The 21,033-nt window shown below is 58.9% G+C and carries 17 protein-coding genes, 1 tRNA gene and 2 pseudogenes; 7 read left to right on the plus strand and 13 right to left on the minus strand.

Annotated elements, in window-relative coordinates:
- Both HMPREF2822_RS13835 and HMPREF2822_RS02700 read right to left on the minus strand, forming a co-directional pair.
- Positions 1 to 170 (minus strand): transposase (locus HMPREF2822_RS13835; RefSeq protein WP_158014567.1); only part of this gene is annotated, 170 nt, incomplete at its 3' end.
- An 83-nt stretch (positions 171 to 253) separates the two neighbouring features.
- Positions 254 to 1,433, minus strand: a pseudogene (locus tag HMPREF2822_RS02700) (IS1249 family transposase).
- Between the two features lie 269 nt (positions 1,434 to 1,702).
- Here HMPREF2822_RS02700 and HMPREF2822_RS02705 point away from each other — a divergent pair.
- The 5 genes from HMPREF2822_RS02705 to HMPREF2822_RS02725 are packed head-to-tail and all read left to right on the plus strand — an operon-like array spanning position 1,703 to position 6,024.
- Positions 1,703 to 2,560, plus strand: coding sequence for an ABC transporter substrate-binding protein (locus HMPREF2822_RS02705; protein ID WP_070520607.1), 858 nt, complete (start codon positions 1,703 to 1,705; stop codon positions 2,558 to 2,560).
- Positions 2,561 to 2,589: 29 nt separating this feature from the next.
- Complete coding sequence (locus tag HMPREF2822_RS02710) at positions 2,590 to 3,522, plus strand: FecCD family ABC transporter permease (RefSeq protein ID WP_209168001.1); 933 nt, start codon at positions 2,590 to 2,592, stop codon at positions 3,520 to 3,522.
- Positions 3,512 to 4,495, plus strand: a complete 984-nt coding sequence (locus HMPREF2822_RS02715) for a FecCD family ABC transporter permease (protein ID WP_046646996.1) — start codon at positions 3,512 to 3,514, stop codon at positions 4,493 to 4,495. The genes HMPREF2822_RS02710 and HMPREF2822_RS02715 overlap by 11 nt, the downstream gene beginning before the upstream one ends.
- A 2-nt stretch (positions 4,496 to 4,497) precedes the next feature.
- Positions 4,498 to 5,310, plus strand: coding sequence for an ABC transporter ATP-binding protein (locus HMPREF2822_RS02720; RefSeq protein WP_046646995.1), 813 nt, complete (start codon positions 4,498 to 4,500; stop codon positions 5,308 to 5,310).
- A gap of 24 nt (positions 5,311 to 5,334) precedes the next feature.
- Entirely contained in the window at positions 5,335 to 6,024 is a 690-nt protein-coding gene (locus tag HMPREF2822_RS02725) for a kinesin (RefSeq protein ID WP_070520613.1), read from the plus strand.
- 67 nt (positions 6,025 to 6,091) lie between these two features.
- Here the strand turns inward: HMPREF2822_RS02725 and HMPREF2822_RS02730 are convergent, their stop codons facing one another.
- From HMPREF2822_RS02730 to HMPREF2822_RS02755, 6 genes are all read right to left on the minus strand, one after another.
- On the minus strand, positions 6,092 to 6,373 hold the full coding sequence (locus HMPREF2822_RS02730) for a DUF1990 family protein (RefSeq protein WP_369815742.1): 282 nt from the start codon (positions 6,371 to 6,373) through the stop codon (positions 6,092 to 6,094).
- Positions 6,374 to 6,648: 275 nt separating this feature from the next.
- Positions 6,649 to 8,421 carry an ABC transporter ATP-binding protein gene (locus HMPREF2822_RS02735; protein WP_029158873.1) on the minus strand — a complete coding sequence of 591 codons (1,773 nt, stop codon included), beginning with the start codon at positions 8,419 to 8,421 and terminating at the stop codon, positions 6,649 to 6,651.
- The gene (locus tag HMPREF2822_RS02740) at positions 8,414 to 10,162 is read right to left on the minus strand and encodes an ABC transporter ATP-binding protein (protein WP_012714929.1); all 1,749 of its coding nucleotides are present in this window, start codon (positions 10,160 to 10,162) and stop codon (positions 8,414 to 8,416) included. Before HMPREF2822_RS02740 ends, HMPREF2822_RS02735 begins: the two co-directional genes overlap by 8 nt.
- Before the next feature lie 7 nt (positions 10,163 to 10,169).
- Complete coding sequence (locus tag HMPREF2822_RS02745; RefSeq protein WP_012714930.1) at positions 10,170 to 11,639, minus strand: ABC transporter ATP-binding protein; 1,470 nt, start codon at positions 11,637 to 11,639, stop codon at positions 10,170 to 10,172.
- Positions 11,636 to 12,361 carry an energy-coupling factor transporter transmembrane component T family protein gene (locus HMPREF2822_RS02750; protein WP_070520616.1) on the minus strand — a complete coding sequence of 242 codons (726 nt, stop codon included), beginning with the start codon at positions 12,359 to 12,361 and terminating at the stop codon, positions 11,636 to 11,638. Before HMPREF2822_RS02750 ends, HMPREF2822_RS02745 begins: the two co-directional genes overlap by 4 nt.
- Positions 12,358 to 12,993, minus strand: coding sequence for an MptD family putative ECF transporter S component (locus HMPREF2822_RS02755; protein WP_012714931.1), 636 nt, complete (start codon positions 12,991 to 12,993; stop codon positions 12,358 to 12,360). Before HMPREF2822_RS02755 ends, HMPREF2822_RS02750 begins: the two co-directional genes overlap by 4 nt.
- Positions 12,994 to 13,133: 140 nt before the next feature.
- Between HMPREF2822_RS02755 and HMPREF2822_RS12885 the strand changes: the two are divergent.
- Positions 13,134 to 13,411, plus strand: a pseudogene (locus tag HMPREF2822_RS12885) (IS481 family transposase); the annotation flags it as partial.
- 21 nt (positions 13,412 to 13,432) lie between these two features.
- Here HMPREF2822_RS12885 and HMPREF2822_RS02765 read toward each other — a convergent pair.
- From HMPREF2822_RS02765 to HMPREF2822_RS02785, 5 genes are all read right to left on the minus strand, one after another.
- A tRNA-Arg gene (locus HMPREF2822_RS02765) sits at positions 13,433 to 13,505 on the minus strand.
- A 71-nt stretch (positions 13,506 to 13,576) separates the two neighbouring features.
- The gene (locus HMPREF2822_RS02770; RefSeq protein ID WP_010187687.1) at positions 13,577 to 13,870 is read right to left on the minus strand and encodes a mycoredoxin; all 294 of its coding nucleotides are present in this window, start codon (positions 13,868 to 13,870) and stop codon (positions 13,577 to 13,579) included.
- On the minus strand, positions 13,870 to 14,415 hold the full coding sequence (locus tag HMPREF2822_RS02775) for a dihydrofolate reductase (RefSeq protein ID WP_070520619.1): 546 nt from the start codon (positions 14,413 to 14,415) through the stop codon (positions 13,870 to 13,872). Before HMPREF2822_RS02775 ends, HMPREF2822_RS02770 begins: the two co-directional genes overlap by 1 nt.
- The gene (locus HMPREF2822_RS02780) at positions 14,415 to 15,221 is read right to left on the minus strand and encodes a thymidylate synthase (protein ID WP_070520622.1); all 807 of its coding nucleotides are present in this window, start codon (positions 15,219 to 15,221) and stop codon (positions 14,415 to 14,417) included. The genes HMPREF2822_RS02775 and HMPREF2822_RS02780 overlap by 1 nt, the downstream gene beginning before the upstream one ends.
- A 37-nt stretch (positions 15,222 to 15,258) precedes the next feature.
- Positions 15,259 to 16,017 (minus strand): 3'(2'),5'-bisphosphate nucleotidase CysQ, encoded by a 759-nt coding sequence (locus tag HMPREF2822_RS02785; protein ID WP_198530949.1) that lies wholly within the window; start codon positions 16,015 to 16,017, stop codon positions 15,259 to 15,261.
- 34 nt (positions 16,018 to 16,051) lie between these two features.
- Here HMPREF2822_RS02785 and HMPREF2822_RS02790 point away from each other — a divergent pair, with 34 nt between their 5' ends.
- Entirely contained in the window at positions 16,052 to 21,001 is a 4,950-nt protein-coding gene (locus HMPREF2822_RS02790; protein WP_070520626.1) for an Lhr family ATP-dependent helicase, read from the plus strand.
- Positions 21,002 to 21,033 lie beyond the last annotated feature (32 nt).

The following is a 21,033-nucleotide window of genomic DNA, read 5'->3' on the forward strand; positions in this document are numbered from 1 at the left end:
GCTCCTCGGCGTTCACGCTCGAGTTTGACCCACCGGCCTAAAAGCCCGGCGGAAACACCGATTTCCTTAGCCACATGAGCGATCGGTCGCTCTGACTCGATTACCAGGTTCGCGGCTTCACGCCGGTACTCCGGCGTGTACTTCTTGCGCTGTTGACTCACAATGAACATCCTCTCCTACGGACACAAGATCCGTACAAATAGGGTGTCCACTAAACGAGGGTAACCTCATCTGGCTCGGCGTGTCGCTGGGGTTAGATTTGGCCTTTTTGGATGCCGATTGAGTGGGTGTACTCGGTGTCGATACCGTTGTCGTAGAGGGCTGGTCGTCCTGTTTCGTGGTCGGCTTGGTTCTCGGTGTGGGTCAGGATGGATACTTTGGCGAGTTGGTCCTGGCCCCAGTGGGACTGTCTGGCGATGCGTAGTGGATCGTCGGGCAGTTCTGTTTTTAGGTACAGCCACCAGTCCAGCATTTTGCGCTGGTGTTCATTTGTTCTGCCCCGGTGAGCACGCGCAATCTCTTTCAGGCGAGCGTTAATCCCGCCTTCAAGACTGTTGGTCGTAGATTTGATGCGGGCAGGTTCTAAGACGCCTTTAGGTTGATTGATGTAGACAAAGAGCATGCCTTGGCGCCATAGATGGTTCAGACTGTTGTAGGCCTTTCGCACGTTGGAATGTGTCCATACCCATGTCCAATTTCCTGTATCAGGGTCTTTAACCCTGGTCCTCTCGTCCATCCACCTGCGGTAGACAGTGTTGAAGTTATGGAGCAATACACCCCAGTCAGCTACCTCTTCTTTAGTTCGCACTCGGGTGAGTTTCAGCGCTAGCGTGTAGATAGCTTTGCCGGCATCAGTGCGCGGACGTGAGGTTGTATAGCGGCGAACTACACGCTGTGCGTGGACGAGGCAACGCTGCACATGTGTTGTTGACCAGCAGGTTTTTATTGCACTTGCTGTTCCTTGCCCGCCATCTGTCGTTGCGATTAACGGGGCGGGGATGCGTTCGAGCAGGCGTGTGTAATCGGGAGCGGTTTCGTGTTTGGCACCAGTGCCAAGCAACAACATGATCGAGGGTGGAAGCTACAATCAAGCATCCGCCAGCGGTGTAGGTACCGTCGAGAAATATCTGGTCATAGACTCGGCCTGTATGTGCCACGGTGGGATCCGGTACGTCAATAAGCCAGTACCATGTAAATCTGCGCTTCATAGTGGAATGGCTTACATTGTTGCGTTTAGCCAGTGCAGTTAGCGAGATTGTGGTGGTGCAATGCTCGATAAAATCCGCAAAAATTCTAGCGTTGGTGACGTCGGGGCGACGTTTGATGCCTGATGCCCCACAGGCTTTACATCGCCATCGTGTGGTTCCTTTGCTGGTAGTTCCGTTGCGTTTCATGTCGCCGCCGCAGTGGCAGCGTGGTCGATTCTTCGGCATCAAGCCACCACACCACCAGGGCCTACCACATCCAGGTAGAAACACCGGGGATTTACCGTCAAGGACAGCGATATACGGTCGTGAAGCCTATACTTTCAACAATCACACTGGACAGTGACTATAAATCACCGATCCCAGACACACTTTCTGACCCTTAACCCATTTTAGCGGACGTGCGGCAACATGGTCCGTATCGGGAACGTGGCAATCAGACCCTTGACAGCAAACCCTTACCTAAGTAAGGTAAGGCTATACAAAAGAAAGACTTCATGAATGTGCGTGCAGTTATCGCACTCGTAGCCACTCTAGCCCTAGGCGCAGGCCTTGTTGCGTGTTCTTCTGATTCTTCTTCTAAGGAAGGAAACGGAGAAAAGAAGATCGAGCGAGTTGTGGCGCTTGATTGGCGCTACGAGGAAATTCTCAAGGCCCTCGATGTGGACCCAGTGGGAATCGTGGAAATCGGTAAGTCGGAGGCACCGACCACTTTGAAAGGGCAGCTGGGTCAAGCGACCTCTGTGGGCCAGGCCAAGCAGCCGAATCTAGAGGTTATCCAGTCCTTGGAGCCGGATCTGATCCTGGCTAGCCCTACCCGTCAAGCCGATATCATGCCGCAGTTGGAAGAGATTGGGCAGACCGAATCCTACCCAGATGAGACTTACTTGGACGTGCTGGACTCGATGGATGAGATCGCGGCCAAGCTAGGTAAAGAGGAAAAGGCCAAAGAAATCCGTCAGCGCATCGAGGACAAGATTGCTCATACCAAGGACGCGGTAAAGCCGGGGAGTCGTGCGGTCGTGGCTGGCTGGTCCAGTGAGATGCTCTATACCTGGGTCAACCCTTCCTTCCCCCAGTCGCTACTAAGTGAGGTGGGCTATGACTATGCCTTCGAAGGTGAGAAGTCATCCATCGAATCTAAGACTGATGTAGCGGAACTGACCGGCGATAAGCTCCCTGGTATGAAGGCTGACCTAGTCTTTATGTACAAGGACGTCGATGCGTTTAAAAAGACGCCCTATGCCAAGGGTAGCGGCGACATCGTAGAGGTGGACCAAGATATCTGGTCGCGCGCCCGCGGGCCGCTTTCCGCCGAGCATATGCTCGATGACATCATCGCCGCCGAAGAGTAGTGGCACCTCGAACTAAAACCAGCGCCTGCCTGGTCCTTGCAACCGCTGCCGTCGCCTTCGTGTGGTGGTGGCGGCTTCGCCATGTTCAGGTGCCAGCTGATACCCCGTGGCTGGAAGAAGAGCTGCATAGCGTGGCCTTTGACCGTCTCCTTGCCACCACGGTCGTCGGTATCGCATTAGGGGTAGGCGGGTTATTGCTGCGGACGGCAACTGCGAATCCGCTAGCCGATCCGTCCATCACTGGTGTGAACTCCGGTGCGGCACTCGGCGCAGTCGCAACAGCAATGTTTATAGGAAGCGAAACCTCGAGTGTTGACCAGTTGCCCGGTGCGCTGTTGGGTGCGGGGATTGCTGTGGGGGTGACGGTGGGCGTCGGTAAGAGCGGTGCGATCCAGCGCATGGTACTCGTTGGCGTTGCTGTTTCCGCGCTGTGTAGCGCATTGACCTCCATTTTCTTGGTAGTAGATGAAGCTCAACTGGCTACGGTGATGTCATGGCTTTCTGGTCGGCTTGCCGGTGTGCGCCTAAGCGGTATCATGCCGGCGCTGATTGCCGTGCTGGTCGTGGTTCCCTTGACCTTAGTCGGTGCAAAAACGCTGGACTTGCTCGTAGCAGGCGATGCCGTGGCTGGTGCTGTCGGCGCGAAGCCGGAGCGCATTCGGTTGGCAGCCATTGTGGCGGCGGTAGTGCTTATTGCTCCGGCCGTAGCTGCAACTGGGCCGATTGGCTTCTTGGGGTTGATGGCCGCGGCCGTAGCGTGGCGGGTGTGCGGCTCACACCACCGCATGGGGCTGTGCGTGGCTGGAATTGTTGGAGCAGCGGTGCTTTTGGTGGCCGATTCGGTTGGCCAGGCAATCTGGGCGCCAGCCGAGACCCCAGTGGGCATCGTGACTTCTTTGGCTGGCATGCCATTAGTGTTGTGGGCCGTCCATGCGCTGGGGAGGAGGAAGCATGCGGCATAAGAGATTTGTTGGGGTGCTAGTAGGACTCATCCTGGCGTTGGCGTTGAGCGCAATCATCGGCATGGGCGTCGGTGCGGTGATGAAACCGCCGGGCGAGGTGATCACCGCCTTCGTTACCGGAGAGCCGCTCATCTGGAAGTACCGCGCCCCGCGGATCTTGGTGGGAATCTGCGCTGGTATTGCCATGGCCGTCTCTGGCTGTCTATTGCAGTCCGCGCTACGCAATCCTTTGGCCGCACCAGATACGGTGGGTATTACCTCCGGCGGCGGACTCGCGGCCGTTGCGGTACTCATGGGATCAGGCGCCCTGCCGGCCCACCTGCTGACTTTCATAGCCTTTATTGGAGCGTTGGCTGGAACTGGGCTGGTTCTTCTCCTCGCCGGGCGCGGGGCAAGTGATCCGGTGCGCCTGCCGCTTACCGGGGTGGCGGTATCTTTTGGGCTGGGCGCCATCACCGAATTGCTCCTGGTGCGGGCTGCCCCAGAGGCAGGAGCGGCCATGACATGGTTGAAAGGTTCGCTTTACGCCCGCTCGCTTGGCGATGCCACCATTGTCGCCCCCTTTATCCTTCTCGCCCTAACCGTCGCGATGGTGGTGGCAAAACACCTGGATATGCTCGCGCTGGATGATTCCACCATGGCCGGCATCGGCGTGAGCACCAAGATATGGCGCCTAATAGCAGTAGCCTTAGCCGTCATCCTCGGTGCCGCGGGAGTCGCCGCGGCCGGGGTCTTGGGCTTCGCCGGACTCATCGTCCCCCATGCTGCTCGCTTGGTTGTTGGCGCGAACCTGCGCTGGCAAATACCCGTGGCAGCCCTAGGCGGCGCGGTCCTTGTGACCGCATGCGATACGCTCGGTCGCTGGGCCTTCGCCCCCACGGAAATCCCCGTTGGCGCGCTCATCGCGCTGATCGGTGCACCGTATTTCATTTTCCTATTGACTCGACTGACCCGAGTGCGAAACGGAGGCTAGACATGACACTGACGTGCAGCGGATTAACCGTGGGCTACGGTGGACCCGATGTGGTCAAGGACGTAAATCTTCACTTATCCAGCGGTCAAGTAACCGCTCTGATCGGGCCGAATGGCTGCGGCAAGTCGACGCTTCTCAAGACATTGGGCCGCCAACTTACGCCCAGCGCAGGTGCGGTGTACCTCTCGGACCAAAATATCAGCAAGTATTCCTCGCGTGCCTTTGCCCGTGAAGTTTCTTTTCTGCCACAACATCCCGTGGCTCCGGAAGGGGTATTAGTGCGTGACGTCATCGGTTACGGCCGCTATCCCTATACAGGGGCGCTAGCGACGATGCGGGCCGGAGATCATGCAGCGGTTGAGCGTGCTGCCTCGCGTGCTGGGGTGAGCGAGCTTCTCGACGCCCCCGCGGCAGACCTTTCCGGTGGTCAGCGCCAGCGCGTCTTCCTCGCTATGACTTTGGCCCAAGAAACGCCAATTACCTTGCTTGACGAGCCGACTACTTACCTCGACCCCGCGCACCAATTGTCCATTTTGGATCTGATTCGAGATCTCAATGGCGCCGGGGTCACAGTGGTCATGGTGGTCCACGATATGGTCCATGCCGCGCGTTACGCCGATAGAATCGTAGCCATGCGTGAGGGACGCATTGTGGCCGAAGGGGCCACCGAGGAGGTGATGACCGCTGAACTCGTACGCGAAACCTTCCATGTTGAGTGTTTAGAGATGACTGATCCCTCCACCGGTCGACGCTTTCCCATACCCATTTCCGTGCACGCTCCTGAATTTTCTGGAACCCTAGAAGGAAGAAGATAAATCTATTTAAAGGAGTACGTAGCAATGGCAAACGAACTAGGCCACGAAGTTGACCTGGATCGCAACGAATACAAGTACCTGGCATCTGAGGACACTGTGTCTTCGGCAGCTAACTCTGGCACCTCCGCTCGGTCCGGCGCGGCTGCAGCAGGTGCAGGGGTTGCAGCGGCAGGCGCCGCGGGCACAGCCGGCCTATCTACCGCCAGCAAGTACGAGCCGCAGAATCACGTCGTTGCTGGCGCCGACGAAGAGCATGTAGGCTCTGCCTCCGAGCAGCCGGACCTGCAGGAGAAGCTGGACGAGGAGAACTCGGACTATGCGCCGAGCCAGCACATCGTAGGCGGCGCGCAGGAAGAGCACATTGGTTCCGCCCCGCAGCAACCGGACCTGCAGGAGAAGCTGGACGAGGGTAACTCTGACTACGCCCCGAGCCAGCACATCGTAGGCGAAGCAAACGAAGAGCGTGTTGCTACTGCGCCGAACCAGGACAACGTCAACGGTCAGCAGTCCTCTGAGCGCCTGGATCAGCTAAAGGACAAGGCATCCGAGGCTGGTAGCGCCGTCGGCGATGCGTTCCAGCGCGCTAAGGGCTTCGTGGAGGACAAGGCACACGAGTACCAAGAGGAGTCCACGAAGAAGGGTGGCTTCTTTGACCGCGTCAAGGGCGCTGTCCGTGATGCTCGCGAGTCCATCGAAGACAAGCGCAAGAACTAACCAGCGCTGATACTAAGCCGCTTTCCCAGGGCTCGGGGAGGCGGCTTTTGTCGTATGCGCAATCCTGCTAATCGTCTAAGGCGTGAAGGTAGAGTTGGCTAATCAGCAGGCGCCTTGGCACGTCCACAAGTGGGCGCAGGGAGGGGAGGAAGGGCTCTGAGGCGGCGTCGATAAGCAGCAGTGTGCGGCCATCGCGCAGGCGCTCCAGAGCGAAGGTCTCCTCGCCGCGCTCAAGGTGTCCGGGAAGGGTGCCGTAGGTGAACCCGCAGCGGCCGTCCTTGTGGAATACATCGACCACGCGGCAGCGAAAATCCCATGGGCCAAAGCCACGTTTCGCGGCGGCCTCTATTTGTTAGAAAGGTCGCTTGACTGATTCGGCTTCACAGTGCTTCGTGGGCCCGAAATCGCTAGGGCAGCATGTGCTTGCCCGTGCGCAAGGAACTGAAGATTAAGGAGAACCATCATGAACAACAAACTGGCGAAGGCATGGCCAACGCCGCGCAGTGGTCGCTCGTAGCCGCTACCGCATTCTTCGCTCTGAGCTTTGTCGGTGCACTTAGGGTGCTCCGTGCTGCGGGGGGGAGAAGGGTGCCCCCGCAAACAACGCCGATCTCGGTGCCCGCGTTAATCGCGTCCCGAACTGATTTTCCACCCGCGTGCTGCTTTGCGTTGCTGCCAGAAGTGACGGTAGATACCGGGGACATCGGAAAGCTCAGAATGCGTGCCCAGCTGGCTGACTTGCCCGTGTTCATCCAAGACTACGATTTGATCAGCAGATTTGATTGTATCCAGCTTATGGGCGATGACAATAAAAGTAGATTGCTCCCGTAGCTCGTCCATCGCAGCAAGAATGTTTGCCTCATTTTCTGCATCGAGCGCGGAGGTAGCCTCATCAAAGAGTACAATCGGCGCTTGCTTGAGAAGCGCGCGAGCTACAGATACGCGCTGGCGTTCACCACCGGATAGAAGCCGACCGCCTTCACCAACAGGAGTATGCCACCCTAGGCGGTTGGCAATAGAAGTCACGCCTGAAAGATCAGCTGCGCGGAAGACTTCCTCATCGGAGGCGTCGGGACGACCAACGCGGATATTAGCGATTAACGAGTCGTCGAAGAGGTAGACATCCTGAAAAACCATGGACAGTCTGGACATTAACTGTTCGGTTCCAAGCTCGCGGATATCTACGCCGTCAACCATCACCGCCCCGGAATCTACATCCCAGAATCGCGAAATAAGGCGCGCAATTGTGGTCTTTCCGGAGCCAGAAGGACCGACAATGGCGGTAACGGTGCCTGGTCGAGCATGGAAAGCGATATCTACCAATACTGGTTTATCGCCGTATCCAAACGTGACATTACGCAGCTCTACACTTCCCGAACCATCGCCTGGGCGCGGAGTAGTGGGTTCCGGTAGGGAAGGGGCATCGGTGATGAGCTCAGTTTCTGTGAGCGCGATACGGCCGGCATCTAAACCGACGAAAGAAGAACCCAGCTGCTCAAGCGTGCGGGTAAACCTCAAGCTGATTCCGATGATCGCAATTGTTTCTAGTGGCGATAGGGCGCCTTCAACGGCAAGATCCGCGGAGACCATAATGAGAGCCACAATGAAGATCTGCACTACTATGCCGTTGAGTAGCAAAGCTAATGTGGATACCCATAGCTCGCGTATTCGTGCTTTATGGTCGATTTCTAGCGCTTGCTCTAGTGGCGCAAAAACTTGTGATTGTCCTGCCGCGCGCAGGGCTGGTTGACGGTTAGCAAATTCTACGATGCGCTGGGAGAGCTCTTTACTCGGCCCCAGTGCGCGGTTCGATGCTTTCTCACGAATCCATGCAGCCAACTGCATCACCACGAGCGCCAATGGTGCGATGATAAGAAGGACCAAGCCCAGCTTCGGGTTCCAGAAACACGCTCCTACTAACAAGGTGACAAGTGCCGCGCTATCGCGGTATATCGTTCCTTGAATATGCGCAATGGTCTCGGCCGCCACCATAAAGCGATCTGAAACGAGGCGAGATAGGCCGCCGGTATTAGCCGGTACGAACCAGCCGAGCGGTAGCGTTGCTAATTTATCGCCCACAGTCGTGTGCGCGGCTCGGATGAAATCCAAGGCCGTGTGGTAAGAGGCCATGGTTGCGAAAAATCGTAGCGCAAAAGCTACGAGCGCAATTGCCAAAAGCGTCCACATCCATGGTGCGATCGTCGTATCCCCATCGAGTGCCTTTGTAAGTGGCACGAGCGTGAGAACGGCGAGGCCATCAAGCACGCCAACGATAAGCGATAGACAAGCATACCTTTTATTGAGCTTATGGCCTACAGGACTTTGCAGCTTTTTGACACTGCGAGTGAGTAGCGGATCACGAAGACGCGAACTAACAGGCGTAGTGGCATTAGACATGAGAATTATCCTTCATAGGCTTGAGGCAGATTATTTGGTCTGCTCCTTGGATGGACTCCGGCTTGTGGGCGATGACTAAGACGGTCTTGCCTCTGACGAGTGTGGCTAGAGCTGCTTGAATTTCTGCTTCGCAGTCAGGATCAGTTGCCGCAGTAGCTTCATCCAGGATCAAGATTGGGGCATTGGTAATGATTGCCCGGGCAATAGAAATGCGTTGCTGTTGTCCACCGGATAAAGAGGTGTCCTCACCAACAACGGTGTCGAGCCCAGCCGGTAAAGCGCGAATATCAGCAGCTATGTGCGCAGCCTCTGCGGCTTGCCAGATCTCTTCATCGCGGGCTTCTGGGCGTGCAAGGCGAATGTTTTCCCGAATACTCATACGCAGTAAGTGAGGATCTTGTAAGACGAAAGCCACAGTGCGGTACAAACTGTCGAAAGTGAGATCACGGATATCCACGTTGTTGATAGTGATTGTGCCCGAATCTGGATCCTGGAAACGCGCCAACATCGTTGCTGCTGTGGATTTGCCAGACCCGGAGGGGCCAATCAATGCCGTGACAGTGCCTGCATTTAGTTGCGCAGAAAAGTCTTGGAGGACTGGTGTGTCTGGGGCGTAGCTAAAGCTGACCTTATGGAACTCCACCTCCATGTCTTGACTATTGGCGTCGAGGCTCTTTTGGCCTTCTTTCACATGGGAAATTGTCATGACTTCATCAAGGCGCAACGCCGCATTGCCAGCGAGCTGGTAAGACCACATCATTTGGCCGACGGTTTGAATCGTGCCCGGGAGCACCAGCGCAATTAACGTTGTTGCGATGACTTCAGCGACCGTGACATAGCCACCAGCTATCAGCAGGGAACCGACTCCTAGATTGATAAGGATGAGGACAGGAACCGCCACCACAGACTCTGAGATTGCGGAAACACGCAGAAGCGGACGTACCCACTCGTAATAGAATTCCGCGAATTTTTGGGCAGCTTCGCGATATCGAGCGTGGGCTTTGCCAACGGTGCCGAAAGCCTTGACGACGGAAATACCTTCGGAGAACTCCACCGCAGTCGCAGAGACCTCACCCAGATAATTATCCATTTCCGCAGTTTTTGTGCCCATATCTTTCATTGAATATGCTTGGATTGCTAGGAAAATGGGCACAGTGGCAATAGAAAGTAGACCAAGGCGCCAATCCAAGATAAAGGCATAAACCAGAAGCGCGAGGGGCGTAAAGATCGCGGCGACCTTCTCTACAGGAGCATGGGCTGTCAGGGTGTGCAGAGTTAACGTATCGTCCTCGACGGCTTTGCGGACTTTGCCGGAATTAGTCTGGCTAAACCACGAGAGTGGTGCTTTCGCAATAGCGGTAATAATTCGGCGCCGGTTAATCCCCACCAACTTTGCATCAGCGAAGTGGGTGATTGCAAGGGCAAGGAAATAGAAGAATAGCTGGCCCAAAAATGCAGCAAGTAGCCATTTCACAATGGACGCGACGTCATCAGTATTGCCGTCGATTAGAGCATTTCCCAGTGCCACCAACGCGACGTAGGGTGCTACGGCGAGTACCGAGGATATAAGCGCGAGAAACTGTGCGAAGTAGATGGTTGTTTGCACTGGGGCCAGTAGTTTTTTTAGAGCGACCTGGCCGGCTTTTAGTTTTGCGCGAGCCTCTTCTTCCGGTGACGCACCGTGTGATTCTGGTGCGTGGGTTCCGCTTGATTCTGTGGAACTTTGTTTTAGTTCAGACATTTCTTTCTCAATTCTTGTTGATGTCAGTCATATCGATGATTCTGGTGACTGATTCTTGGATGAATTCGTGGTCATGGGTGATGACGATGACCACTGCTCCGCTTGCTGCAAGAGATCGAAGTAGCGCAGAGATGGATTGCAGTTGGCGCCAGCCCACGCCAGAGGTAGGTTCATCGAAGATGTAGATCGCTGCTTGCTCGGCTTGGGCTGAAGCTATGGCTAAGCGTTGCCGTTGCCCACCGGACAGAGACTGCGGATGCCGTTGGGCCATTCCTGCCAGATCGAGGCGATGGAGAATCTCATTGACATCGATGTGGTCCCGCTTCTTCTTTGCCAGTCCGAGCGTGACTTCTTCTTCGGTGGTGGCTGCGAATAATTGGCGGCCAACATCTTGCATCACCATGTACGCGGCACGTCTGCGGGCAGCCGCTCCTACTCGTTTGCTGTTCAAACGGAGACTACCGCCGCGTTTGGGAGAAGCAAGACCACAAATGATCCTGGCGAGGGTGGTTTTTCCAGCGCCGTTGGGCCCGATTAAGGCGGTGACTTCGCCGCTGGGGAAAAATGCGTGGTCAATGTTTAATACCTCATGTGCGCCATAAGAAAAACAGATGTTGCTTAGCTCGAGTCCGCTCCGCTGGGGATCGGCGTTTTCGAGCGTGGGTGGTACCGGCACGCTCGCGGGCAGGGGAACATGGTGTAAGCTGCGTAGCCCCAATTGTTTGCGTTCGGGTTCGTCTAAGGCATAAAACTCCTGAGCGCGGAAACTCCGCGTTATTTTTCCCTGAGTCAAGTAAATAACTTGGTCAGCGATATCTTTTAAGAAAAAGAGACGGTGATCAGCGATAATGATCGTTGTGCCTAATTCCTTCAAGCGGTGTAGCACGCGTGCAAGAATATCGATGCTTTCCATAGAGAGATTGGACGTGGGTTCATCGAGAAGCACGAGACTGCCCGGGGACACAAGCGCGCATGCGCATGCCACGGTTTGTAACTGCCCACCGGATAATTCTTTGAATCGCCGGCCCCGAAGATCGTTAATGCCTAGTAGCTCGACCGCTGATTGAATCCTCGACTCAATTTCTTTGGGATCTACACCAAGGTTTTCTAGCCCGAAGGCCAATTCTGCATTGACGCTTTCAGTGAAAAATTGTGTCCTTGGATTCTGGAATACTGAGGCGCTGAACTCGATGGCTCGGGACAGCGGTTCTTCCGCAGGGGTAAAAGCCTGGTCATCCTTTATAATAGTGATGGTGCCTAGTAGCTCTCCTGGATTGAAATGGGGGATGAGTCCGTTGATCAACTTGAGTACCGTGGACTTTCCCGATCCGGAATCACCGGTAATCAGTAGACACTGTCCTGGAGAGACAGAAAAAGACACATCAGATACACCTTGAATACCTGGCCGAGCTCCCAATGGATATGTAAAAGAAACGTTGTGGGCGTCTACACTGGTTGCGATACTGCGTTCGTTCATAAGTGGACCTCCGTGGGAAGCCAGACAGAGGCAACAACGAGGCCCAACCCAGCTAGTGCAGTTGCATCGACAAGCTTGAAGGAAAGATCGGCGGTGGTGGTTGGGCGTGCGGGTCCTCCCAATCCCCGGACAAGAGCAGAGGCAGCGAGCTCATCACCAGCGCGGACGACGGCACCTAATAAGGGGATGATCAACATCGCGGACGATTGTGTGGGCTGTGTGATCCAGCTTTTTACTCCAGGCTGGAGACCCCGAAGGACCATGGCATCGCGGATGGCTTTGGCTTCTGCCACGATGATCGGCAAAACGCGCAGGAATACCGCCGGTGGAATGGTGGCCCAGCCTGGTAAACGCAGGTCCCGCAGTGCTGAGGTCAACGTGGATGGTGTGAGAGTGAGCAAGCCGAATGTGCCGATGGACATGCTGATGACAAAACGGCTTAGCCACGAAAAAATTGCCGCTGAAAAAGCGAAAAATGTGGAGCCAGGAAGCTGTAATAGGCCCCAGTACCCTAGATAGGATAATGCAAAAGCGAACAGGCAAATAAGACCATAGTGTGGCTTTACTGTAGCTAGTGCGATGGAGCTGAAAGCGATAGAAATCAGCAGTGTCGGTAGGTGGCCTTGGCTGAGAGCTACCGCATTGATTACTAGAACAGAAAGCAGCACGGTCCGTGGATCGATCGAAGATCGATGAAGCACGCCCTGTTTTGGCAGGCTCACAGGAGACCAGCGCTTTCAAAGTGTTTGCGGCTGACGCGAACTCCGACCTTTCCTCCGATAAAGCCGACGATGAGCGCACAAATGGCCAGTACTCCAATGGTCCATGGCTGGAAGATATCCGACATGGCATCGGCATATTCTTGACCCATTTGGTCTGCGATATCGACGTAGTAGGAGTCCGTATCCAGAATTAGCGGGATAAAAGGCATAGAAATCCAGACACAGAAGACGCTGTAGGCAATAGGGAAGGATTTGGCAATACTGAGGTGGCTTTTTGTAATAATCAAATCCGCGATAAACCCTAGAATTATGCTTCCCAGCAGGGTCCAGAAGTAGTGTCCGGTGAGCATGAATGCTAGTCCGTTAATACCACCGACGAGGGTGAAAGCACCCATTTTGGGCGTGCGGGCGGCATAAAGCGCTAGCACGATTCCGTTTGCGATTGCCGCGATGAACCATCCAATAAACATGAATTGTGGTCCTGCGAATCCAATCATTCCGCTTACAAAGGTGATTACAAAGTAAAGTGCAGCAAAGATGCCAGCGTTGATGAGATCTCTGGTGTTTAAACGTGCCGTCGACCCACTGGATGAGCTTGCACTCCGTGCGGGCGTAGAGGACTGTTGGGTCATAGTAAACCTCGATTTATGAACAGCAGGAAAGGTAAGGCTTACCTAAGTTAGGTAATACTGTTTATAAAACATTTCAAGTTTTGATCTGAAGATTCACCCTTAATGGGGGTGAATGCAGATAAGTAGACATCAAACCAGACCACGACTACCGACTAAGTACCGACAAAATCGGCACCAACGGCAAGACAACCCTGCGATGGGGAGGCAAACTACGCCGCCTCTACATCGGACGCAGATGGGGCGGGGAACCAATCACCATGGTCTGCATCGACAACCACGTCGACGTCAAAATAGCCATCACTGGGGCACAAATCGCCGCCTACACACTCACCGAAGAAAAGATCTACTACAACTAGAAAGACAACGAACTCAACCCCAGTCGGGGCAACTAAAAAATCTCGAGACACCGACCGGAACGATGTCTCGAGACTTCACAGCGTGCCCCAGAGAAGATTCGAACTTCCGACACCGGCTTTAGGAGAGCCGTGCTCTATCCCCTGAGCTACTGGGGCGGGGGTGCGTTGCGCACCTAGGTAAGACTAGCAGCCCCGCGTGGGGCGGCGTTAAATGCGTCGCCTTTCGTTTATTCGCCGGCCAGCTCCGCGTACTTGGCGCGGACCTCGCTGGCGGAAGGGTTGGTGGCGTGGGTGCCGTCGGAGTAGAGGACGGTGGGCACGATGCGGTTGCCGTCGTTGACGGACTCGATCCAGGCGTTGATGTCGGCGGTGTCGGGGGAATCCGCTTCGACGTTGACGAGCTCGTATGGGGTTTCGGTGCGGTCCAGGTTTTTGATCAGCTTGGCACAGAACGGGCACCAATCGGCGAAGAAGATGGTGACGTGCTCAGTGGTTTCGGGAGTGGCAACGTTGGTGCTCATTAAGCAGCAGCCTTTCTGTCGTAGGTGAGGAAACGGTATTTCATCGGCAGCTCGCTGGGCGGCTGGCCGGGAATGGTGAGGTGGCCTGATTCGGAGGTCAGCCAGTCACTATCGGCAGATAGGCTGAATTCCTCCGGAACGCTCGGGGCCAGGACGGCATCTGCGCCGTAGGCATCGCCGACTTGTACACCCATGAGGGTGAGCTCGATTGTATCCACGCGGTCGAGGGCGGAGCTGTAGAGCTGGCCGCCGCCGATGATCCAGGCGTCGTCAAGCGTGGCGTCAAGTGCGGCGTCGAGGTTGTCCACCACGGTGGCACCCGCGGACCATTCGCCCGGCTGACGGCTGGACAGCACAATGTTCTCCCGGCCTGGCAACGGGCGGAACTTGGGGTTGAGGGACTCCCACGTCTTGCGGCCCATGATGACAGGCGCGCCCATGGTGACCTCTTTGAAGTGCTTGAGGTCCTCCGGCACGTGCCAGGGCATGACCACGCCGTCACCAATGACCCCGTCGAGGGATTGAGCCCAGATTGCGCCCAGCATTAAACGGACACCTGCGCCTTGATGGTGGGGTGGGGGTCGTAGCCGATGACCTCAAAATCATCGAAGCTATAGTCAAAGAGGCTTTCGGCCTTGTGGAGGATAAGCTGCGGGTACTCGCGGGGCTCGCGGGACAGTTGCTCCTTGACCTGTTCGATGTGGTCGTTGTAGATGTGGCAATCCCCACCCGTCCAGATGAGATCGCCTACCTCTAGACCTGCTTGCTGGGCGAACATGTGGGTCAGCGCGGCATAGGAAGCCAGGTTGAAGGGAACGCCGAGGAACATGTCGGCGGAGCGCTGGTAAACCTGCATGGAGAGTTTGCCGTCCGCGACGTAGAGCTGGAAGAGCAGGTGGCAGGGCATGAGCGCCATCTTGTCCAGCTCAGAAACGTTCCACGCGGAGACCAAGTTGCGGCGCGAATCCGGGTTGTTCTTGAGCGTGTCCAAGGCGACCTGGATCTGGTCGATGTGCTGGCCATCCGGAGTGGGCCAGGAGCGCCACTGCACGCCGTAGACAGGGCCCAGCTCGCCGTCCTCATCGGCCCACTCGTTCCAGATGCGGACCTTGTTTTCCTGCAGCCACTTCACATTGGAGTCGCCGCGCAGGAACCACAGCAGCTCACCAATCACGCCGTGGAAGTAGACCTTCTTGGTGGTCAGCAGGGGAAAAGACTCCGCCAAGTTATAGCGCAGCTGGGCGCCGAACAGGGAGAGGGTGCCGGTACCAGTGCGGTCGCCTTTGGGTGCGCCTTCTTCGAGGACACGGCGCAGGAGGTCCTCGTACGGAGTCTCAATCATGGTCGCCATGATAGCGGCCTTGCGCCCGCACCATGTGCGCGGGGGCTTAGTAGCCGCCGTTGGCCTCCGCGTAGGCGGCGGCGTGCTCCAGAATCTCGTCTGCTAGCTCCGGGCGGCAGATCAGCAGATCCGGGATGAAGGTGTCTTCGTTATTGAACTTGATGGGGGAGCCGTCCAAACGCGAGCAGTGCAGGCCCGCGGCCAGAGCCACGCCCACCGGGGCGGCCTGGTCCCACTCGTACTGGCCACCGGCGTGGATATAGGCGTCATAGTCACCCAAGAGCACGTGGATGGCCTTCGCGCCCGCGGAGCCCGCGCCGACAGTTTCAAAGCCCATCTTCTCCGCGACATAATCCGCAACCTTTGGCGGGCGGTTGCGGGAGACCACGAACTTCTTCGACAGCGGGCCCGTCACCGCGCGCACATCGGAGGACTTAAAAGTCACGCCCATGTCCGGCATGCCGACGGCCGCGTGGATCGGGGTACCGTTTTCCACCAGCGCGATGTGCACGGCCCAGTCCTGACGGCCGGTAGCGAACTCCTTGGTGCCGTCGAGCGGGTCGATGATCCACACGCGGTCCTTCTTCAAACGGCTCAAATCATCGGCAGCCTCTTCCGACAGGACGCCGTCCTTGGGACGGTGCTGCTCAAGGACGCGGGCGATCCATTCCTGAGCGGCTTCATCGCCGGCATCACCCAGCGCCAAGCCGCGCAGCAGGCCACCGTTGCGCACGCCTTTGAGGATCTCGCCACAGCCATCGGCGAGGGAGTTGGTTAGACGGGAATCAGAAATCTCAACGGTCATAGTGACCAGATTAGCGCGCGCGATACAGTAGGGCATGTCCAAAAACGTTCTGGCGAAGTTCCGCCCGCAGGTGGCCGGTTGGTTCCAGGACGTTTTCGCCGCCCCCACCCCGGTCCAAGAGCAGGCGTGGGAGGCGATTTCCGGCGGCGCGAACGCACTGGTTGTGGCGCCAACCGGTTCCGGTAAGACGCTCGCGGCTTTCCTGTGGGCCTTGAATTCCTTGGTGGAGCGCGAAGGCCAGACCGCCCTGCCGCTGAGCAATGAACCCTCCCGCGAGGGCGCGCATGATGGCGTGAGAGTGCTGTATATCTCACCACTCAAGGCTTTGGGCGTGGACGTCGAGAACAATTTGCGCGCCCCGCTCAACGGCATTGCCCGCACCGCTGAACGGCTGGGCCAGGAGGTGCCGGATATTACCGTTGGCGTGCGCTCCGGGGATACCCCGCAGGCAGAGCGCGCCCGCCAGGTGCGCAAGCCACCGGACATCCTCATCACCACGCCGGAATCGGCCTACCTGATGCTCACCTCCAAGGCGGCGGGCATTTTGAAGACCGTGGATACCGTCATCATCGATGAAATCCACGCCCTGGCCGGCACTAAGCGCGGCGTGCACCTAGCGTTGACTTTGGAGCGCCTCGGGCTCATCGCAGGGGAGTTCCAACGCATCGGGCTTTCCGCCACGGTGCGCCCGCTGAGTGCTGTCGCGAACTTCTTAGGCGGCGACCGCCCCGTGGATATCATCGCCCCGCCCGCAAAGAAGTGCTGGCAGCTCGACGTCCACGTGCCGGTCGAGGACATGTCGGACCTGCCCACCCCGGAGCAGGGCTCGCCCATCGGGGAGGCGACTGTCGACGACCCCCTTGGCATCACCGAAGGCCCCCAAGACGCGTTGCGCTTACACGCGCAGCGCGGGGAAACTAACACGCAGGGCGGGGTTGGAGATTCCGCCCTGCCCACGGCGAAATCCATCTGGCCCTTCATCGAAGAAGAGCTCTACGCCGAAGTCATGGAGAAGCGCTCCACGCTCGTCTTCGTCAACTCGCGCCGCACCGCCGAGCGGCTCACCAGCCGGCTCAACGAGCTTTATGCCCAGGAGCACGATCCGGAGTCCTTGAGCCCGGCTACCCGGCGCGACCCAGCCCAGCTGATGAAGCAGGTCGACGTCGCCGGCAAGGCCCCGGCTGTCATTGCCCGCGCGCACCACGGCTCGGTGTCCAAAGATGAGCGCGCATTGACGGAAACCATGCTCAAGGAAGGCACGCTCAAGGCCGTGGTGGCCACGAGCTCCCTGGAGCTGGGCATCGACATGGGTGCGGTGGAACTAGTAGTGCAGGTGGAATCGCCGCCGTCGGTGGCCTCGGGCCTGCAGCGCGTGGGCCGCGCCGGGCACTCCGTCGGCGCGGTCTCGCATGGTTCCTTTTATCCCAAGCACCGTGCGGACCTCGTGCAATCAGCACTCACCGTCGCCCGCATGGAGGAGGGCTTCATCGAAGAGATGCACTCCCCGCGCAACCCGTTGGATGTCTTGGCGCAGCAGACGGTGGCGGCGGTGGTGGCGTCGGCAAGCGCGGGCACGAGCGAGGGACTAGAGGCCGACACATGGTACGACACCGTGCGCCGCGCCTGGCCTTATAAGGACCTGGCGCGCGAGGTCTTCGACTCCGTGCTGGACCTGGTCAGTGGTGTGTATCCTTCGACGGATTTTGCGGAGCTGAAACCCCGGGTGGTCTATGACCGCGTGACGGGCGTGCTCACCCCGCGCCCCGGCGCGCAGCGCGTGGCGGTGACCAACGGCGGCACCATTCCGGACCGCGGCATGTTTGGGGTGTTCCTGGTGGGAACTGGTGAGGCCGGTTCCGCGCCGCGCCGTGTGGGTGAGCTTGATGAGGAAATGGTCTATGAAACTCGGGTGGGGGATATCTTCACTCTGGGCGCGACGAGCTGGCGCGTGGAGGAGATTACGCGCGACCAGGTGCTCGTAACTCCCGCGCCGGGGCACACGGGGCGTTTGCCTTTCTGGAACGGTGACTCTGCGGGGCGGCCCTATGAGCTGGGCAAGGCGTTGGGTGCATTCCGGCGGGAGGCGTACGCGGATCCGTCCGTGGTGCGCGGCGCCGATGAGAACGCGCGGCGCAACATCGCCGCCTACTTGCACGAGCAGAACGAGGCCACCGGGCTCATCCCGGATGAAAAGACGCTGCTGCTGGAGCGCTTCACGGATGAGCTGGGGGATTGGCGCGTGCTATTGCACACCCCGTTTGGCAGGCCGGTGAATGCGGCGTGGGCGCTGGCGGTGGGTCAGCGCGTGGCGGAGTGCACCGGTATGGACGCGCAGGCCGTGGCGGGCGACGACGGTATCGTGTTGCGCCTGCCGCAGGGGGAGGCGGACCCGGATGCTGCGCTCTTTCTTTTTGACGCCGATGAGATAGCGGACATCGTCACCGAGCAGGTGGGAAACTCCGCGCTCTTTGCTTCTCGTTTCCGGGAGTGCGCGGCGCGAGCGCTGCTTCTGCCGCGGCGTAACCCGGGCAAGCGCGCGCCTTTGTGGCAGCAGCGCCAGCGCGCGGAGCAGCTTCTCGACGTCGCCCGCAACTACCCCTCGTTCCCCATCATCCTGGAGACCGTGCGCGAGTGCGTGCAGGATGTCTATGACCTGCCGGCGCTCACGGAGGTCATGCGGGAGTTGGCGCACCGGCGCATTCGCATCGCGGAGGTCACCACGGAGCAGCCTTCGCCGTTCGCATCTTCGCTGCTGTTCAACTACACCGGCGCGTTCATGTACGAGGGGGATTCGCCCCTGGCGGAAAAGCGCGCGGCGGCCTTGGCGTTGGACCCGGCGTTGCTGGCGAAGCTTCTGGGGACGGTGGAGCTGCGCGAGCTTCTCTCCGCTGAAGTCATTGCTGAAGTCCACGCCCAGCTGCAGCGCACCGCCCCGGAACGCCAGGCGCGCACCACCGAGGAGGTCGCGGACCTGCTGCGCGTGCTGGGCCCCATCCCGGTCGAGGAGTTCGGCGCGCACGCCACGGTGCCATTGAGCGCACTCGATGCGCTCGGTGCGCGGATCATGCGGGTGCGCATCAACGGCCGCGAGCACGTGGCCCAAGCGCTTGATGCACCGCTGCTTCGCGACGGCCTGGGCATCCCCGTCCCGCCCGGCATCCCCGCCCAGCAAGCCACGATTACCGACGCCCTGGATCAACTAGTCAGCCGCTGGGCGCGCACGCGCGGGCCGTTTGTGGCGCGCGATGTGCAGGAGGCCTTTGGCCTGTCGGCCGCGGTGGCGTATTCCACGTTCAACGGTCTGGACTCCATTTTGGCTGGGCACTACCGCCAAGGCGTGGAGGAGCAGGAGTACTGCGCGGCGGAGGTGCTCAAGGTCATCCGCTCGCGCTCGCTGGCAGCCGCGCGGGCGGCCACGCAGCCGGTTTCGCCTGCGGCCTTTGGGCGCTTCCTCCCGGACTGGCAGCAGGTGGCGGCGGTGGGCCGGCACCCGGTACTGCGCGGGGTGGACGGCGTCTTTGCGGTCATCGAGCAGCTGGCCGGCGTGCGCATGCCGGCCTCGGCCTGGGAGAGCCTCATCTTGCCTGCGCGCGTAGGGGATTATTCACCGACGATGCTCGATGAGCTCACCGCCAGCGGCGAGGTCCTCATCGTGGGCGCGGGCAAGGCCGGCTCCAACGACCCCTGGATCATGCTGTTGCCGGCGGACTATGCCGCACAGCTCGCCCCGCAGGTTTCTGCGGAGGAAGCGGGCTTGTCCATGCTGCAAACCCAGCTGCTGGAGGCCTTGCAAGGCGGTGGCAGCTACCTTATCTCCGATATTCAACCGCAGCTGAGCGGTACGCCCGAGGAGGTCCGCGAGGCCCTCTGGGGATTGGCGGAGGCAGGTCTGGTCAGCCCCGATTCCTTCGCTCCTATCCGCGCGCACTTGGTGGCTGGTGGTGCTGGGCGTGCAGCGCATCGCGCGCGGCGCAGACCTTCGCGCTCGCGCCTGCGCATGGGGCGCACCTCCTTTGCACAGGCGCACAATGTCTCCAGTGCGTCGACCGCGCCCGACGTGGTGGGGCGGTGGTCGCTGACCGTGCCCGCCGCTACGGATGCGACGTCGCGTTCCATCGCGCACGGCGAGGCCTGGCTGGACCGGTACGGCGTGCTCACCCGCGGATCCGTGGTGGCCGAGGACGTCCTGGGTGGCTTCGCCCTGGCTTATAAAGTGCTCTCCGGTTTTGAGGAATCCGGCAAGGCCATGCGCGGCTATGTCATTGAAGGACTAGGTGCGGCGCAGTTCTCCACGCCTGCGGTCATTGACCGCCTACGCGGGGTGGATGATTCCCCCGACGTCACGGGCTGGCCCTCTGGCACCCGCGAGCCGCAGACTTATGTTCTGGCCGCGACGGACCCTGCGAATCCCTATGGTGCGGCGCTGTCGTGGCCCACTACCGACGCCGGCGAATCCGCGGCCCGCCCGACCCGCGCCGCGGGTGCCTTGGTGGTGCTCATGGATGGCTTGCCGGTGGCTCACCTGACCCGCGGCGGGAAGACACTGACCACGTTCTTCAACGCTTTGCCCGAGGGCATCGAGCGCACCGAGGTACTAGCCGCAGTGCTTGCAGGACTCAACGAGCTGGTTGCCGCCGGGCGCTTGAACAAGGTGGTTATTGAGAAGGCGAACGGGCGGCCTATCTTCGAGTCGAAGCTCGGCGGCGAACTGCGTGCACTGGGTGCGGCACTGACCCCGAAGGGCGTGCGGATTACTGGGGCTGCCCACACCGCCTCTTCCGGCCGTGCAGGACAGCACGGCCAATCTGGAGAAGCCGCGCGCTCCGCCGAGCCTTACCGTCCCGCACGTCGCGGTGGGCGCCGTGCTGTCGAGGCGATGGAGGAACTCACCTTCGATGATCCGGAGGATTCCACTGAGTCTGGTGGCCGATCGACTGCACCAAGCAGCCCAGGTGGTTTCCGCCCGCGCCGTCGACGCCGCTGAATGATATTCACCTTCATTTAGCCCACGGGCTT

Origin of the sequence: Corynebacterium sp. HMSC062E11 (assembly GCF_001811845.1) — a bacterium.
In the GTDB taxonomy this organism is placed as follows: domain Bacteria; phylum Actinomycetota; class Actinomycetes; order Mycobacteriales; family Mycobacteriaceae; genus Corynebacterium; species Corynebacterium hesseae.